The following is a 14,294-nucleotide window of genomic DNA, read 5'->3' as shown; positions in this document are numbered from 1 at the left end:
TCGGATCAGCTCCCTTCGGAATGGTCGGCCCCGTTGAGGGCGTCCTGCAGTTGCTTCGGGGCGCGGCTGCGCCGACGCGGCACCGGCGGGAGCTCCTGCCCGGGCAGTGGCGGCACCGGGTACCCGCCCGCCATCGGGTCGAACTCGCCCTTCGGGGGCGCCCCGCCTTCGAACGTCGCAGCTTCGTCGGGCTGCTTCCTCAGGAAGTCCCGCAGCAGCGTCAGCAGCAGGACCACGCTGACCGGCGCACCCACGTACAGCACCACCTCGCCGAAGCCGTAGCCCTCGTTGCGCAGCGCCCGCACGCTCGCGATCAGCACCAGCCACACCAGCGAGACCGGGATCAACACCTTCCAGCCCAGCTTCATGAACTGGTCGTAGCGGAACCGGGGCAGCGTGCCGCGCAGCCAGATGAAGAAGAACAGCAGCAGCTGGATCTTCAACGTGATCCACAGCATCGGCCACCAGCCGTGGTTGGCGCCCTCCCAGAAGGTCGACACCGGCCAGGGGGCCCGCCAGCCGCCCAGGAACAGGGTCGAGGCCACCGCCGAGACGGTCACCATGTTGACGTACTCGGCCAGCATGAACATCGCGAACTTCAGCGAGGAGTACTCGGTGTTGAAGCCGCCGACCAGCTCGCCCTCGGCCTCCGGGAGGTCGAACGGCGCCCGGTTGGTCTCACCGACCATCGCGATGACGTAGACGATGAACGACACCGGCAGCAGCGCCGCGAACCAGGTCGGCTGCTGGTGCGCCACGATCTCCGAGGTGGACATCGAGCCCGAGTAGATGAACACCGCCGCGAAGGACAGACCCATCGCGATCTCGTAGCTGATCATCTGCGCGGAGGAGCGCAGCCCGCCCAGCAGCGGGTACGTCGAGCCGGAGGACCAACCCGCCAGCACGATCCCGTAGATGCCCACCGAGGCCGTCGCCAGGATGTACAGCAGCGCCACCGGGAAGTCGGTCAGCTGCAGCGGCGTCCGGGTGCCGAAGATCGACACCTCGTTGCCGGCCGGGCCGAACGGGATCACCGCGAAGGCCATGAAGGCCGGGATGGCGCAGACGATCGGGGCCAGGATGTAGACCACCTTGTCCGAGCCCTTGACCACCAGGTCTTCCTTCAGTGCCAGCTTCACGCCGTCCGCCAGCGACTGCAGCATGCCCCACGGGCCGTGCCGGTTCGGCCCGATGCGCAACTGCATCCAGGCCACCACCTTGCGCTCCCAGACGATCGCGATCAGCACCGTCAGGACCAGGAACGCGAAACAGAACACCGCCTTCAGCAGCACCAGCCACCACGGGTCCTGCCCGAAGAAGTGGAGCGTCTCGTACGGCTGCGGAGTCATCGGTCCTCCCCTTCGCGGCCGGACCGGGCCTCGTCCTCGACGGCGACCGGCTCCAGCGAGGCCGCGGCGATCGTGACCAGGTGGCCGACGGTGGTGCCGAGCGTGCGGTGGGCTCCGCCCGGTGTGGAGTTGAGCGGGATCCAGACCGTGCGGTCCGGAATCGAGTCGGTGACCTCCAGCGGCAGGACCAGCGAGCCAGCCGGGCCGGTCAGCCGCAGCGCGGCCGCCGCCCCGGCGCCGATCTCCTTCGCGGTGGCCGCCGAGATCCGGGCCACCGCCCGGTGCCGGGTGCCCGCCAGGTGCGGATCGCCCTGCTGCAGCACGCCGTTGTCCAGCAGCTGGCGCCAACCCGCAAGCACCGCCTGGCCGGTGGCCGGCCGGGGCAGCGGCCCGGGGTGCACCGCCGGGTCGGCCACGCGGTCGCCCTGCCAGGGCTCGAAACGGTCCAGCTCCAGCCGGGCCGCCCGGACGTCCGCGAGGCCCAGCCGGTGACCCAGCGCGTCCGCGAGCATCGTCAACACCCGCAGGTCGGACTGGAGGTGGCGGCCCATCTGCTGGTCCGGCTTGAGCGCGGCCTCGAACATCCGCACCCGACCCTCCCAGTCCAGGAAGGTGCCCGCCTTCTCGGCCACCGCCGCCACCGGCAGCACCACGTCCGCCCGCGCCGTCACCGCGGAGGGCCGCAGCTCCACCGACACGATGAACCGCGCCGCCGCCAGCGCCTCGTCGACCAGCGCCGGGTCCGGCAGGTCGTCCGGGTCCACCCCGCCGACCACCAGCGCGTCCAGGTCGCCCTGGGCGGCCGCGGCCATGATCCGGTCGGTGTCCCGGCCGGGCCGCGAGGGCAGCTCCGCCACCCCCCACACCGCGGCCGCCTCCGCCCGGGCCGCGGCAGCGGCCACCGGCCGGCCGCCGGGCAGCAGGCCCGGCAGCGCGCCGGCCTCCACCGCCCCGCGCTCGCCCGCCCGGCGCGGCACCCAGGCCAGCTCGGCCCCGGTCGCGTGCGCCAGCCGCAGCAGCGCCGTCAGCGCGCCCGGGATCGCGGCCAGCCGCTCGCCCGCCAGGATCACCGCGCCCGGTCGGCGCAGCAGCTCGGCCGCCTGCCCGGCCTCGTCGTTCAGCGGCTCGTCCGCCGCCAGCGCCGCGAACCACTCCGGCTCGGTGCCGGGGGCGGCCGGCAGCAGCACGCCGCGCAGCTTGGCCAGGCCCCGGGAGGCGAAGGCCGCCACCGAGTACACCTTCAGGTCGCGGCTGCGGGCCGCCTTCCGCAGTCGCAGGAAGACGATCGGCGACTCCTCCTCCGGCTCGAAGCCCGCCAGCAGCACCGCCGGGGCGTGCTCCAGTTGCTCGTACGTCACCCCGTCGCCGGCCACGTCCACCCCGTGCCCGGCGACCGCCGCGGCCAGGAAGTCCGCCTCCTCGCCGCTGTGCGGGCGGGCCCGGAAGTCCACGTCGTTGGTGCCCAGCACCACCCGGGCGAACTTGGCGTAGGCGTACGCGTCCTCGACCGTCACCCGGCCACCGGCCAGCACACCGGTACGGGCCCCGCGCAGCCCCTCGGCCGCCCGGGCCAGCGCCTCCGGCCAGGAGGCGGGCACCAGTTCGCCGTCCACCCGCACCAGCGGGGTGGTCAGCCGGTCCCGCAGCTGGGCGTAGCGGAAGGCGAACCGGCCCTTGTCGCAGTTCCACTCCTCGTTGACCGCCGGGTCATCGCCGGCCAGGCGACGCAGCACCTTGCCGCGCCGGTGGTCGGTGCGCTGGGCGCAGCCCGACGAACAGTGCTCGCACACGCTCGGCGAGGAGACCAGGTCGAAGGGGCGGGAGCGGAAACGGTAGGCCGTCGACGTCAGTGCGCCCACCGGACAGATCTGGATGGTGTTCCCGGAGAAGTACGACTCGAAGTCGTCCCCCTCGCCGGTGCCGACCTGCTGCAGCGCCCCGCGCTCCACCATGTCGATCAACGGGTCCCCGGCGATCTGCTGGGAGAAGCGGGTGCAGCGGGCGCACAGCACGCAGCGCTCCCGGTCCAGCAGCACCTGGCTGCTGATCGGCACCGGCTTCTCGTAGGTGCGCTTCATGCCCTCGAAGCGGGAGTCCGCGCCGCCGGTGGACATCGCCTGGTTCTGCAGCGGGCACTCGCCGCCCTTGTCGCAGATCGGGCAGTCCAGCGGGTGGTTGATCAGCAGCAGCTCCATCACGCCGCGCTGGGCCTTCTCGGCCACCGGCGAGCTGAGCTGGGTGCGCACCACCATGCCCTCGGCGACCGGGATGGTGCAGGAGGCGACCGGCTTGCGCTGGCCCTCGACCTCGACGATGCACTGCCGGCAGGCGCCGGCCGGGTCCAGCAGCGGGTGGTCGCAGAAGCGCGGGATCTGGGTGCCGATGGTCTCGGCGGCCCGGATCACCAAGGTGCCCTTGGGGACCTTCACTTCGACGCCGTCGATGGTGAGCGTGACCAGTTCGACCGCGGTTTCGGAGGCGGTTGGCTCTGTGATCGTCACGCGTGCACCTCCCTTTCGGTGGCGGACTGGTGGCCGGGGCGGGGGCCGTCGGCCCAGACGGTGGAGGCGGCCGGGTCGAACGGGCAGCGGCGCTCGGCGAGGTGCTGCTCGTACTCGGCCCGGAAGTGCTGGAGCGAGGAGACGATCGGGCTGGCCGCGCCGTCGCCCAGCGCGCAGAAGGACTTGCCGTTGATGTTGTCGGCGATGTCGAGGAGCTTCTCCAGGTCCCCCTCGACGCCCTCGCCCGCCTCGATCCGCTTGAGCAGCTGTACCAGCCAGTAGGTGCCCTCGCGGCACGGAGTGCACTTGCCGCAGGACTCGTGGGCGTAGAACTCGGTCCAGCGGGTGACCGCCCGCACCACGCAGGTGGTCTCGTCGAAGACCTGCAGCGCCTTGGTGCCGAGCATCGAGCCGGCCGCGCCGACGCCCTCGTAGTCCAGTGGGACGTCGAGGTGCTCGTCGGTGAACATCGGGGTGGAGGAGCCGCCCGGGGTCCAGAACTTCAGCCGGTGGCCTGGGCGGATGCCGCCGCTGAGGTCCAGCAGTTGGCGCAGGGTGATGCCGAGCGGGGCCTCGTACTGGCCGGGGTTGGTGACGTGGCCGGAGAGCGAGTACAGCGTGAAGCCGGGGGACTTCTCGGTGCCCAGGCCCTTGAACCACTCCTTGCCCCGGGCCAGGATCGGCGGCACCGAGGCGATCGACTCGACGTTGTTGACCACCGTCGGACAGGCGTACAGGCCGGCGATCGCCGGGAACGGCGGGCGCAGCCTCGGCTGGCCGCGGCGGCCCTCCAGCGAGTCCAGCAGCGCCGTCTCCTCGCCGCAGATGTACGCGCCGGCGCCGGCGTGCACGGTGACGTCGAGGTCGACGCCGGAGCCGAGGATGTTCCGGCCCAGCAGCCCGGCCTGGTACGCCTCGGCGACGGCCGCGTGCAGCCGGCGCAGCACCGGAACGACCTCGCCGCGCAGGTAGATGAACGCGTGGTCGCAGCGGATCGCGTAGGAGGCGATGATCATGCCTTCGATCAGCGCGTGCGGGTTGGCGAACATCAGCGGGATGTCCTTGCAGGTGCCCGGCTCGGACTCGTCCGCGTTGACCACCAGGTAGTGCGGCTTGCCGTCGTTCTGCGGGATGAACTGCCACTTCATTCCGGTGGGGAAGCCCGCGCCGCCGCGGCCGCGTAGGCCGGCGTCCTTGACCAGGGCGATCACGTCGTCCGGGGGCATCGCCAGGGCCGCCTTGAGGCCCTCGTAACCCTGGTGGCGGCGGTAGGTGGCGAGTGTCCAGGGGCTGCTGTCGTCCCAGGAGGCGGACAGGACGGGGGTGAGCAGCTTCTCGGCCGGCTCGGCGGAGGTCATCACGCTTCAGTCCCTTCCTGGCCGGGCTCCTCGTGGCGCGGGGAGACCACCTTGGTGCCGCCGGTGCCGGGCAGGGCCTCGCCCCTGGAGAGCCGCAGGCCGGCCAGCGAGGGGGCGCCGCCGGCGCCGGACTCGTCGTTGGCGCCTGGGCGTTCGTCGGGGAACCCGGCCAGGATCCGGGCGGTCTCCTTGAAGCCGCACAGCCGGGCGCCGCGGGTGGGCCGCGCCTCCCGGCCGGCCCGCAGGTCGTCGACCAGCTGCCTGGCGCTCTCCGGGGTCTGGTTGTCGAAGAACTCCCAGTTGACCATCACCACGGGGGCGTAGTCGCAGGCGGCGTTGCACTCGATGTGCTCGATCGAGACCTCACCGTCCTCGGTGGTCTCGTTGTTGCGGATGCCCAGGTGCTGCTGGAGCTCGGCGAAGATCTGGTCGCCGCCGAGCACCGCGCACAGGGTGTTGGTGCAGACCCCGACGTGGTACGTCCCGGCCGGGCGCCGCCGGTACATGGTGTAGAAGGTGGCGACGGCGGTGACCTCGGCGGTGGTGAGGTCCAGCTGCTCGGCGCAGAAGCGGATCCCGGTCGGGCTGACGAAGCCCTCCTCGGCCTGCACCAGGTGCAGCAGCGGCAGCAGCGCCGAGCGGGCCTGCGGGTAGCGGCCGATCAGCTCGGCGGCGTCGGCGGCCAGCCGGGTGTGCACCTCCTCGGGGTACGGCGGGGCCGGCAGCGCCGGCAGTCCGAGTTCGACGTTGGTCACCGGTCCACGCCTCCCATCACCGGGTCGATCCCGGCCACCGCGACGATCACGTCGGCCACCTGGCCGCCCTCGCACATCGCCGCCATCGTTTGCAGATTGGTGAACGACGGATCCCGGAAATGGACCCGGTACGGGCGCGTCCCGCCGTCGCTGACCACGTGCACGCCCAGCTCGCCCTTGGGCGACTCGACCGCCGCGTACGCCTGGCCGACCGGGACTCGGAAGCCCTCGGTGACCAGCTTGAAGTGGTGGATCAGGGCCTCCATCGAGGTGCCCATGATCTTGCGGATGTGGTCGAGCGAATTGCCCATCCCGTCGGGGCCGACGGCGAGTTGGGCGGGCCAGGCGATCTTCTTGTCGGCCACCATGACCGGGCCCGGCCGCAGCCGGTCCAGGCACTGCTCGACGATCCGCAGCGACTGCTTCATCTCCTCCAGCCTGATCAGGAAGCGGCCGTAGGAGTCGGCGGTGTCCGCCGTGGCGACCTCGAACTCGTAGTTCTCGTAGCCGCAGTACGGGTCGGTCTTGCGCAGGTCGTGCGGCAGGCCGGTGGCGCGCAGGATCGGACCGGTGGCGCCGAGGGCCAGGCAGCCGGGCAGGTCGAGGAAGCCGACGTCGACCAGTCGGGCCTTGAACACCGGGTTGCCGGTGGCGAGTTTGTCGTACTCGTGCATCCGGGAGCGGAAGACCTTGACCGCCTCGCGGATCTGGTCGACGGCGCCGGGCGGCAGGTCCTGGGCGAGGCCGCCGGGGCGCACGTACGCGTGGTTCATGCGCAGGCCGGTGACCAGCTCGAAGACGTCCAGGATGAGTTCGCGGTCCCGGAAACCGTAGATCATCAGGGTGGTGGAGCCGATCTCCATGCCGCCGGTGGCCAGGCAGACCAGGTGCGAGGAGATCCGGTTGAGCTCCATCATCATCACCCGGATGACGTCGGCCCGCTCCGGGATGTCCTCGGTGATGCCGAGCAGCTTCTCGACCGCCAGGCAGTAGGCGGTCTCGTTGAAGAGCGGGGTCAGGTAGTCCATGCGGGTCACGAAGGTGGTGCCCTGGACCCAGCTGCGGAACTCCATGTTCTTCTCGATGCCGGTGTGGAGGTAGCCGATGCCGCAGCGGGCCTCCTTCACCGTCTCGCCGTCGATCTCCAGGATCAGCCGCAGCACGCCGTGGGTGGACGGATGCTGGGGGCCCATGTTGACGATGATGCGTTCGTCGTCGGCCCGGCCGACCGCCTCGACCACCTCGCCCCAGTCGCCGCCGGTGACGGTGAAGACCCGGCCCTCGGTGGTCTCGCGGGCCTGCGCTTCCTCGGTCTCGCCGCGGGTCTCTTCGTTGGCCTCTTCGTAGCGCTGAGTGCTCATCAGCTGTACGACCTCCGCTGGTCGGGTGCCGGGATCTGGGCGCCCTTGTACTCGACGGGGATGCCGCCGAGCGGGTAGTCCTTGCGCTGTGGATGGCCCAGCCAGTCGTCCGGCATCATGATCCGGGTGAGCGCCGGGTGGCCGTCGAAGACCAAGCCGAAGAAGTCGTAGACCTCGCGCTCGTGCCAGTCGTTGGTCGGGTAGACGCTCACCACGGAGGGGATCCGCGGGTCGGCGTCCGGCGCGGTGACCTCCAGCCGGATCAGCCGACCGTGGGTGATCGAGCGCAGGTGGTAGACCGCGTGCAGCTCGCGGCCCTTGTCGCCCGGGTAGTGCACGCCACTGACGCCCAGGCACAGTTCGAAGCGCAGCGCTGGGTCGTCGCGCAGGATGCGGACGGTCCTCAACAGGTGGTCCCGGTCGATGTGGAAGGTGAGCTCGCCGCGGTCGACCACGGTCTTCTCGATCACCTCGGCCGGGTCCAGGCCCTGTTCCTCCAGGGCCCCCTCCAGCTCGTCGGCGACCTCGTCGAAAGCGCCGTATCCTGCGGCTCCGCCGCGTGGGCCGCCGTACGGGCGTTCGCTCGGGCCGGGCAGCACGATCGGGGCGGCCAGGCCGCCGAAGCCCGAGGTGTCGCCGCTGCCGTGGGCGCCGAACATGCCCTGGCGGCGGCCGACCACCTCGACCGGGAGCTCGCGGACCGGCTGCTCGCGGCGGGTCTCGGGTACCTGTTCGCTCATCGCAGCTGCCCCCGCATCTCGCTGATCGGGGTGGCCTTGAGGGCGAGGGCCTCACCGAGTTCCTCGGCGCGGCGCCGGTTAACGCCCAGCGGCTCGTGCTGGATCTTGTCGTGCAGCTTCAGGATGGCGTCCATCAGCATCTCCGGGCGGGGCGGGCAGCCGGGCAGGTAGATGTCCACCGGGACGATGTGGTCGACGCCCTGGACGATCGCGTAGTTGTTGAACATCCCGCCGGAGGAGGCGCAGACACCCATCGAGATGACCCACTTGGGGTTGGCCATCTGGTCGTACACCTGGCGCAGCACCGGGGCCATCTTCTGACTCACCCGGCCCGCGACGATCATCAGATCGGCCTGCCGGGGGGAGCCTCGGAAAACCTCCATGCCGAACCGGGCCAGGTCGTAGCGGCCGGCGCCGGTGGTCATCATCTCGATCGCGCAGCAGGCCAGACCGAAGGTGGCCGGGAAGAGTGACGCCTTGCGCACCCAGCCAGCGGCCGTCTCCACGGTCGTGAGCAGAAAGCCGCTCGGCAGCTTCTCCTCGATTCCCATCAGATCCCTCTCAATGCCCTCAAGTCCGCTGGTACGTCGACCGGTTCCGGCTTGTCCGCTCGTTCACAAGCGGTCGCGCGCCGGCCGACGGGTGGGGCTGCCGCCCCGCGCTCAGTCCCACTCCAGGCCGCCGCGGCGCCACACGTAGGCGTACGCGACGAAGACGGTGGCGATGAACAGCAGCATCTCGACCAACCCGAAGATCCCCAGGGCGTCGAAGGTCACCGCCCAGGGGTAGAGGAAGACGATCTCGATGTCGAAGACGATGAAGAGCATCGCCGTCAGGTAGTACTTGATCGGGAACCGACCGCCGCCCACGGGCTGCGGGGTCGGCTCGATGCCGCACTCGTACGCCTCCAACTTGGCCCGGTTGTAGCGCTTGGGGCCGGTGAGTGAGGCCATCACGACGGAGCCGACCGCGAACGCCGCCGCGATGGCACCGAGTACGAGGATCGGCGCGTAGGCATTCATAGCCCCCGCTCCCTCCGTCCAGTCGTCCTTGACTGCAGATCGGAACCGGCAGGTCACGCTGAGGTGAACCCGCGCCCCAGTTCCCGAGATCCACCTCATGTGAGGCAGTTCACAAAGCCTGGAGTGAGCGCATCCTATGCCCGTCGGCTTGTGATCTGCGACACGCAGTTCACCGTCATCTTTGTGATCTACGACACCATGTGAATGATGGCGAATGTGAACATGCCCAGAATTGTCAACACAAAGGAGTCAAATGATCACAACCAGTCGCATTTACCTTTGAAGTGGCTGGTCAGCGGCACGTTCCTATATCAACTATGCGTCGCGCTGGGCAAATTTCTAGGCGTCATGTTGACGTGTTATAGCGGCTCACTCGCAGGGGTGGCGGGGGCTTGAACGCCTGCTTGACCCTTCGTTCACAAGCGCGCGAGGTTGTCGTCGGGGGGGGTTCCTCTCCCCTCCCCGCCCGCCCCGCTTCCTTCGCCCCCCGCCGTCCACCGCCCGCGGCCTGCTGCGCGCATCCCCGCTGCCCGCTGCCCCGCATGCCCGCCGGCCGCTGCCTGCTGCCTGCTGCCCGCGGGCATGTCGGGGAACGGGGCCGGGGCCGCTCACGCGCGGCCGCCGCCCCGGGGTTGCCCCTCCTCGCCCTTGCGAGCCGGGCGCCGGTTACCGGTTGCCAGCCGCCTGCTCCCACACCCAGGCCGCGATGCCCACCCGGTTACGGGCGCCGAGCTTGCGCTGGATGCTGGCGAGGTGGTTCTTCACCGTCCCCGGCGAGATGAACAGCCCCGCACCGATCTCGGCGTTGGTCGCCCCGTTCGCCACCTGCTCGGCGATCTCCCTTTCCCGCGCGGTCAGTTCCTCCACCGGCCCGGCTATCAGCGGCCCCGCCGTCGCCGCACTGGTCCCCGCCCCGGAGGCCACCCCGGGCTTCGGCTCCGCTCCCGGAAGGGCCATGTGCCGCAGGAGCCGTACGGTGACCTGCGGGCTGATCAACGCGTCCCCGGCCATCGCCGCCCGGATCGCCTCGATCAGCAGCACCGGCCCTGAGCGCTTCAGCAGGAACCCCGCCGCACCGTGCCGCAACGCCGTATGCACGTACTCGTCCAGGTCGAAGGTGGTCACCACGATCACCTTGCACTGGCCGGCCAACTGCCGGGTGACCTCCAAACCGTCGAGCTTCGGCATCCGGATGTCCGCGAGCACCACGTCCGGCTGCAGCCTCTGCGCTTCCTCCACCGCCACGGCGCCGTCCGCCGCCTCGGCCACCACCGTCATGTCCGGTTGGACGTCCAGAATCATCCGGAACGCACTGCGGACGTCCGCCTGGTCGTCCGCGATCAGGATCCGAACCGGCCCCGTACCGCTGCTCATCCCTGCACCTCCCCCGTACCGACCCTCGTCGGCCTCTGCGATCGTGCCGGCCCGGATCGTTCCGGCCCGCCGGCGGCCGCGTCCAGCGGCAGCACCGCCGTCACCCTCCAACCCTCCCGCTCGTACGGGCCGGCTTCCAGTGAGCCGCCGAGGGCCTCCACCCGGGCCGCCAGTCCCGGGAGGCCGCTCCCGCCACCCCGACGCGGACGCCCGCCCGGAGCCGGCACCCCGCCGTCGTCGGTCACGGTCAGCTCCAGCCGTCCGCTGCTGCGGCGAGCGCGGACCTCGACCGTCCGCGCGGCCGGGGCGTGCCGGCGGACATTGGTCAGGGACTCGACCGCGATCCGATGGACGGTGCCCTCCACCTCGCGCGGTACCGGCCCCTCCGGCAGCTCCAACCGGACCTCGGCGCCCCCCGCAGCGGTGAACTGCTCGGCCACCCGGGCCAGTTCGGCGAGACCGGGCTGCGGACTGCGGCCGCCAGCCTCCTCGCTGCGCAGCAGCTGTACGGTCCGGTCCAGCGAGGCCAGGGCCCGCTGCCCGGCCTGCTCTATCCGCTCGAACATCTCGGCCGCCCGCGCCGGGTCGATGGAGGCCAGGTACGCCCCCGCCTGGGCCTGGGCAACCATGCCGCTGACGTCGTGCGCCACGAAGTCGTGCAGATCGTGGGCCAGTTCGAGCCGCTGCGCCCGCCTGGCCTCGGCCACCGCACGGGCCCGGCTCTCGTCCAGGCCCCGCAGGTAGAGCCCGATCAGCACCGTCGGCAGGGACAGCATCGATCCGAACCCGAAGAGCGTGAGCGCGTCGACCGGCCCGTCGAACCGGGACGGCCAGAGCGCGACCGCTCCGCACGCCGTCCAGGCGGCCGCCGCGCTCCGCGGGCCGTTCTCGGCGCGCAGGCTGAGGGCCACCGCCAGCAGCAGGGCGGCCAGTTCGGCCAGACCGACCAGCCCGGCCCAGCGGTCCGCCTCCGACCAGTGGCCGGTGAAGCAGACGGCGACCGAGACCGCCACCGACACCGCGCCCAGCGCGGTGGTCACCGCCGCCGATCCGAGCCGCCCGCGGAGCCGCCAGGCCGGCGGCAGCAGGGCCGGGACAACCAGGGACAGGATCTGAGTCATCGTCACCGCCTCTCTTCGACTCTTCGACTGCCGTCACATTACGACGCGTCCCAGCGGGCGCGCCTGTGCCGATCGGCATATTTCACAGGCGGGTTGAGCAGCGGGAACAGCCCGATCGGCACTGCCGCGGCCCCCTGGCGGACCTCCAGTCTTGAGTCATCGCACCGGCCGAGGGGCCGGGCCGGAGGGGAGCCCGCCATGTCCAAGCTCGTGATCAACGCCCGCACCACCGCCCGCCGTCCCCATGCGTCCGGGACGGCCGGCGCGGTCGCCCCGGACGTCCCGCCCGCGCCGCGCTGGGCCCAGCTGGCCGCCAAGGCCGCCGCCTTGAGCACCGTTCCCTCGGGGGTGTGGCGGATCGTCTTCGGCTTCGGCGTCCCGGTCGGCTTCACCGGCGCGACGGCCGCGGCGTACGGCGAGCACCAGCCGGGTTGGGGCACCGTCTACTGCGTGGTGCTCAGCGCCCTGACCGAGGCGCTGGCCTTCCTGACCGTCGGCCTGGTCCGACCTTGGGGCCAGGTGGCGCCCCGCTGGATCCCACTGATCGGAGGCCGGAGGGTGCGCCCGTTGGCCGCTGTCATCCCGGCCCTGATCGGCTCGGCCATCCTGACCAAGATGGGAATGCTCTCCCTGTTCGGCGGCTGGGCCCGCAACCTGGCCGAGCCGGATTCGCCGCGCGGATTCGCGGCCCTGGTGATGACCCTCGCCTACCTGCCCCTGGTCATCTGGGGCCCGCTGCTCGGCGCGGTCACCATCGACTACGCCCGCCGGACCTTGTGGCGGCGCCGGTGACCACAACGACGGATCACGCCGAGGCCGGCTCCCGCCGCTGTTCCCCGCCCCCCGTATCCGCCCCCGCGTCCGCCCCGGCACCTGTCCCGCCCTCGCCCCCGGCCGGGCGCGGCACGGGGGCGGTGCGGCGGCCCCACTCGGTCGCGACCAGCACCAGGGCTCCGCCGAGCAGGGCGAGCGGGCCCATCCGGTTCCCGGCAACGGTGATGCCGAACACGGCGGCCCATAGCGGTTCGGTACCGAGCAGCAGGCTCACCCGGGAGGGCGAGGTGGCCCGCACGGCCCACATCTGGACGAAGAAGGCGAACAGCGTGCAGAACAAGGACAGATGCAGCAGCCAGGCCCACTGGCCGGCCCCGTACGAGCGGGCGACGGTCCACGGCGCCGGCCCCGCGGACAGCGCGACGACAGCGAACACTCCGGTGGCCACGGCGAGTTGGACCCAGGTCACGGCGAGCATGTCGGTGTCGCGGACGGCCCGGGTGCGGGCCGTCGCGAGGACGTACGCCGAGCGGACGAAGGCCGCCCCCAGCACCAGCAGGTCGCCGACCGAGGGAGCGCGCAGCCCGCCGTCGCCGGTGAGCAGGGCGACGCCGAGAACGGCCAGCGCGGCGGCCGCCAGGAAGGCCCGCGGTGGCGCGGTCCGGCCGAGGGCGCTCTCACCGAGCGGGGTGAGCACCATCGCGAGGCTGATGATCAGCCCGGCGTTGGTCGCGGAGGTGTGCACGGCACCAAAGGTCTCCAGCAGGAAGATCCCGCTGAGCACCAGCCCCAGTGCGGCCCCGCCGAGCCACTCCGCCCGACTCAGCCTCCGCAGGGCCCGCCAGGCGACCGCCCCGAGCAGCGGCAGCACCGACCCGAAGCGCAGCACGAGCATCGCCACGACCGTCCCAGGCTCGGCGACCCGCTGGACGGCGAGGAAGCTCGACCCCCACACCACCGCCACGAGCAGCACCGGAAGATCACGAAGGACCGGCGAGGGCGAGTCCTTGGACAGGGAGGTAGGCATGACGAAGATCCCTCCGAACGAGCGGAACCGGCGGGCGCGAGTACCGTACGGCGTCGGACGGACCCAGGGGCCGGGCGGAAGGCCCGGAGGTGGACGAGCCACAGCGTGGAGCGGGGGAGCGCCATCCTCGCGCACCGGACCGTCGGCGATCAATGCCGTTCCGGACACCGGATGGTCGGCTTGGCTGGTCCGGTCAGCCGTCGAGCAGCCCGTTCGCCGCGGCGATCGCTTCGATCTCGGCCGGATTTCCGGACATGATGACGCGGACGTGCTCGGTGACGAGCTCAACCGGCCAGTCCCACCAGGCGGCGCGAAGCAGTCGCTCGATGTCGGCGTCCTGGAAGCGCCGCCGGATCGGACGGGCGGGGTTACCGCCGACGATCGTGTAGGGCTCGACGTCGGCGGTGACCATCGCACCGGCCGCGACGATCGCGCCGTCTCCGATCCGGACCCCGGGCAGGACGGTGGCCCCGAAGCCGAACCAGACGTCGTTGCCGATCACGGTGTCGCCCCGACTGGGCAGGCCGGTGACGATGTCGAGGGTCCGCTCGGTCCAACTGCCGCCGAACATCGTGAAGGGGAAGGTGGAGACGCCGATGGTCGGGTGGGCGGCACCGGCCATCAGGAAGCGGGTCCCGGTGGCGACCGCGCAGTACTTGCCGATCACCAGCCGCTCGGGGCCGTACGCGTAGAGGACGTTGCGCTCCTCGAAGCAGGTGGCGCCGTCGGGGTCGTCGAAGTAGGTGTAGTCACCGACCTCGATCCGCGGGTCGGTGACGAGCGGCCGCAGCAGGACGACCCGGTCGTGGCCGGCGAGCGGGTGAAGCACAGTGGGGTCGGGAATGGCGGTGACGGTCACACGAGCTCCTCTCGTAATGCGACTCATGTCGCATTACGATGAGCATGGCACGA

The 14,294-nt window shown here is 71.4% G+C and carries 13 protein-coding genes; 1 reads left to right on the top strand and 12 read right to left on the bottom strand.

Annotated features, from left to right (window positions below; all coding sequences use genetic code 11):
* Positions 1 to 5: 5 nt before the first annotated feature.
* The 10 genes from nuoH to ACWC9T_RS21780 all read right to left on the bottom strand — a co-directional run bounded on the left by nuoH (position 6) and on the right by ACWC9T_RS21780 (position 11,581).
* On the bottom strand, positions 6 to 1,349 hold the full coding sequence (gene nuoH / locus ACWC9T_RS21825; protein ID WP_449822697.1) for an NADH-quinone oxidoreductase subunit NuoH: 1,344 nt from the start codon (positions 1,347 to 1,349) through the stop codon (positions 6 to 8).
* Complete coding sequence (locus ACWC9T_RS21820; protein WP_449822696.1) at positions 1,346 to 3,850, bottom strand: NADH-quinone oxidoreductase subunit G; 2,505 nt, start codon at positions 3,848 to 3,850, stop codon at positions 1,346 to 1,348. The genes nuoH and ACWC9T_RS21820 overlap by 4 nt, the downstream gene beginning before the upstream one ends.
* Entirely contained in the window at positions 3,847 to 5,208 is a 1,362-nt protein-coding gene (gene nuoF / locus ACWC9T_RS21815) for an NADH-quinone oxidoreductase subunit NuoF (protein ID WP_449822695.1), read from the bottom strand. Before nuoF ends, ACWC9T_RS21820 begins: the two co-directional genes overlap by 4 nt.
* Positions 5,208 to 5,963: an NADH-quinone oxidoreductase subunit NuoE gene (gene nuoE, locus ACWC9T_RS21810; RefSeq protein ID WP_449822694.1), complete on the bottom strand. Its 756-nt coding sequence runs from the start codon at positions 5,961 to 5,963 to the stop codon at positions 5,208 to 5,210. The genes nuoF and nuoE overlap by 1 nt, the downstream gene beginning before the upstream one ends.
* Positions 5,960 to 7,324: an NADH-quinone oxidoreductase subunit D gene (locus ACWC9T_RS21805; protein WP_449822693.1), complete on the bottom strand. Its 1,365-nt coding sequence runs from the start codon at positions 7,322 to 7,324 to the stop codon at positions 5,960 to 5,962. Before ACWC9T_RS21805 ends, nuoE begins: the two co-directional genes overlap by 4 nt.
* The gene (locus tag ACWC9T_RS21800; protein ID WP_449822692.1) at positions 7,324 to 8,064 is read right to left on the bottom strand and encodes an NADH-quinone oxidoreductase subunit C; all 741 of its coding nucleotides are present in this window, start codon (positions 8,062 to 8,064) and stop codon (positions 7,324 to 7,326) included. Before ACWC9T_RS21800 ends, ACWC9T_RS21805 begins: the two co-directional genes overlap by 1 nt.
* Positions 8,061 to 8,615: a NuoB/complex I 20 kDa subunit family protein gene (locus tag ACWC9T_RS21795; protein WP_031079294.1), complete on the bottom strand. Its 555-nt coding sequence runs from the start codon at positions 8,613 to 8,615 to the stop codon at positions 8,061 to 8,063. The genes ACWC9T_RS21800 and ACWC9T_RS21795 overlap by 4 nt, the downstream gene beginning before the upstream one ends.
* Before the next feature lie 111 nt (positions 8,616 to 8,726).
* Positions 8,727 to 9,086: an NADH-quinone oxidoreductase subunit A gene (locus ACWC9T_RS21790; protein WP_030060100.1), complete on the bottom strand. Its 360-nt coding sequence runs from the start codon at positions 9,084 to 9,086 to the stop codon at positions 8,727 to 8,729.
* A 666-nt stretch (positions 9,087 to 9,752) separates the two neighbouring features.
* On the bottom strand, positions 9,753 to 10,460 hold the full coding sequence (locus ACWC9T_RS21785) for a response regulator (protein ID WP_449822691.1): 708 nt from the start codon (positions 10,458 to 10,460) through the stop codon (positions 9,753 to 9,755).
* Entirely contained in the window at positions 10,457 to 11,581 is a 1,125-nt protein-coding gene (locus tag ACWC9T_RS21780) for a sensor histidine kinase (protein WP_449822690.1), read from the bottom strand. Before ACWC9T_RS21780 ends, ACWC9T_RS21785 begins: the two co-directional genes overlap by 4 nt.
* Before the next feature lie 198 nt (positions 11,582 to 11,779).
* Here ACWC9T_RS21780 and ACWC9T_RS21775 point away from each other — a divergent pair, with 198 nt between their 5' ends.
* Entirely contained in the window at positions 11,780 to 12,373 is a 594-nt protein-coding gene (locus ACWC9T_RS21775; protein ID WP_449822689.1) for a hypothetical protein, read from the top strand.
* Between the two features lie 13 nt (positions 12,374 to 12,386).
* On the opposite strand, the gene ACWC9T_RS21770 is transcribed toward ACWC9T_RS21775, so the two are convergent.
* Together ACWC9T_RS21770 and ACWC9T_RS21765 are read right to left on the bottom strand one after the other, a co-directional pair.
* Complete coding sequence (locus tag ACWC9T_RS21770) at positions 12,387 to 13,382, bottom strand: DMT family transporter (RefSeq protein WP_449822688.1); 996 nt, start codon at positions 13,380 to 13,382, stop codon at positions 12,387 to 12,389.
* A 193-nt stretch (positions 13,383 to 13,575) separates the two neighbouring features.
* A complete protein-coding gene (locus tag ACWC9T_RS21765) occupies positions 13,576 to 14,241 on the bottom strand; it encodes a CatB-related O-acetyltransferase (RefSeq protein ID WP_449822687.1) in 666 nt (221 codons plus the stop codon).
* Positions 14,242 to 14,294: the final 53 nt, after the last annotated feature.

It is taken from the genome of Kitasatospora sp. NPDC001159, from assembly GCF_053598235.1.
This window is presented reverse-complemented; position numbering and strand designations above follow the sequence as displayed.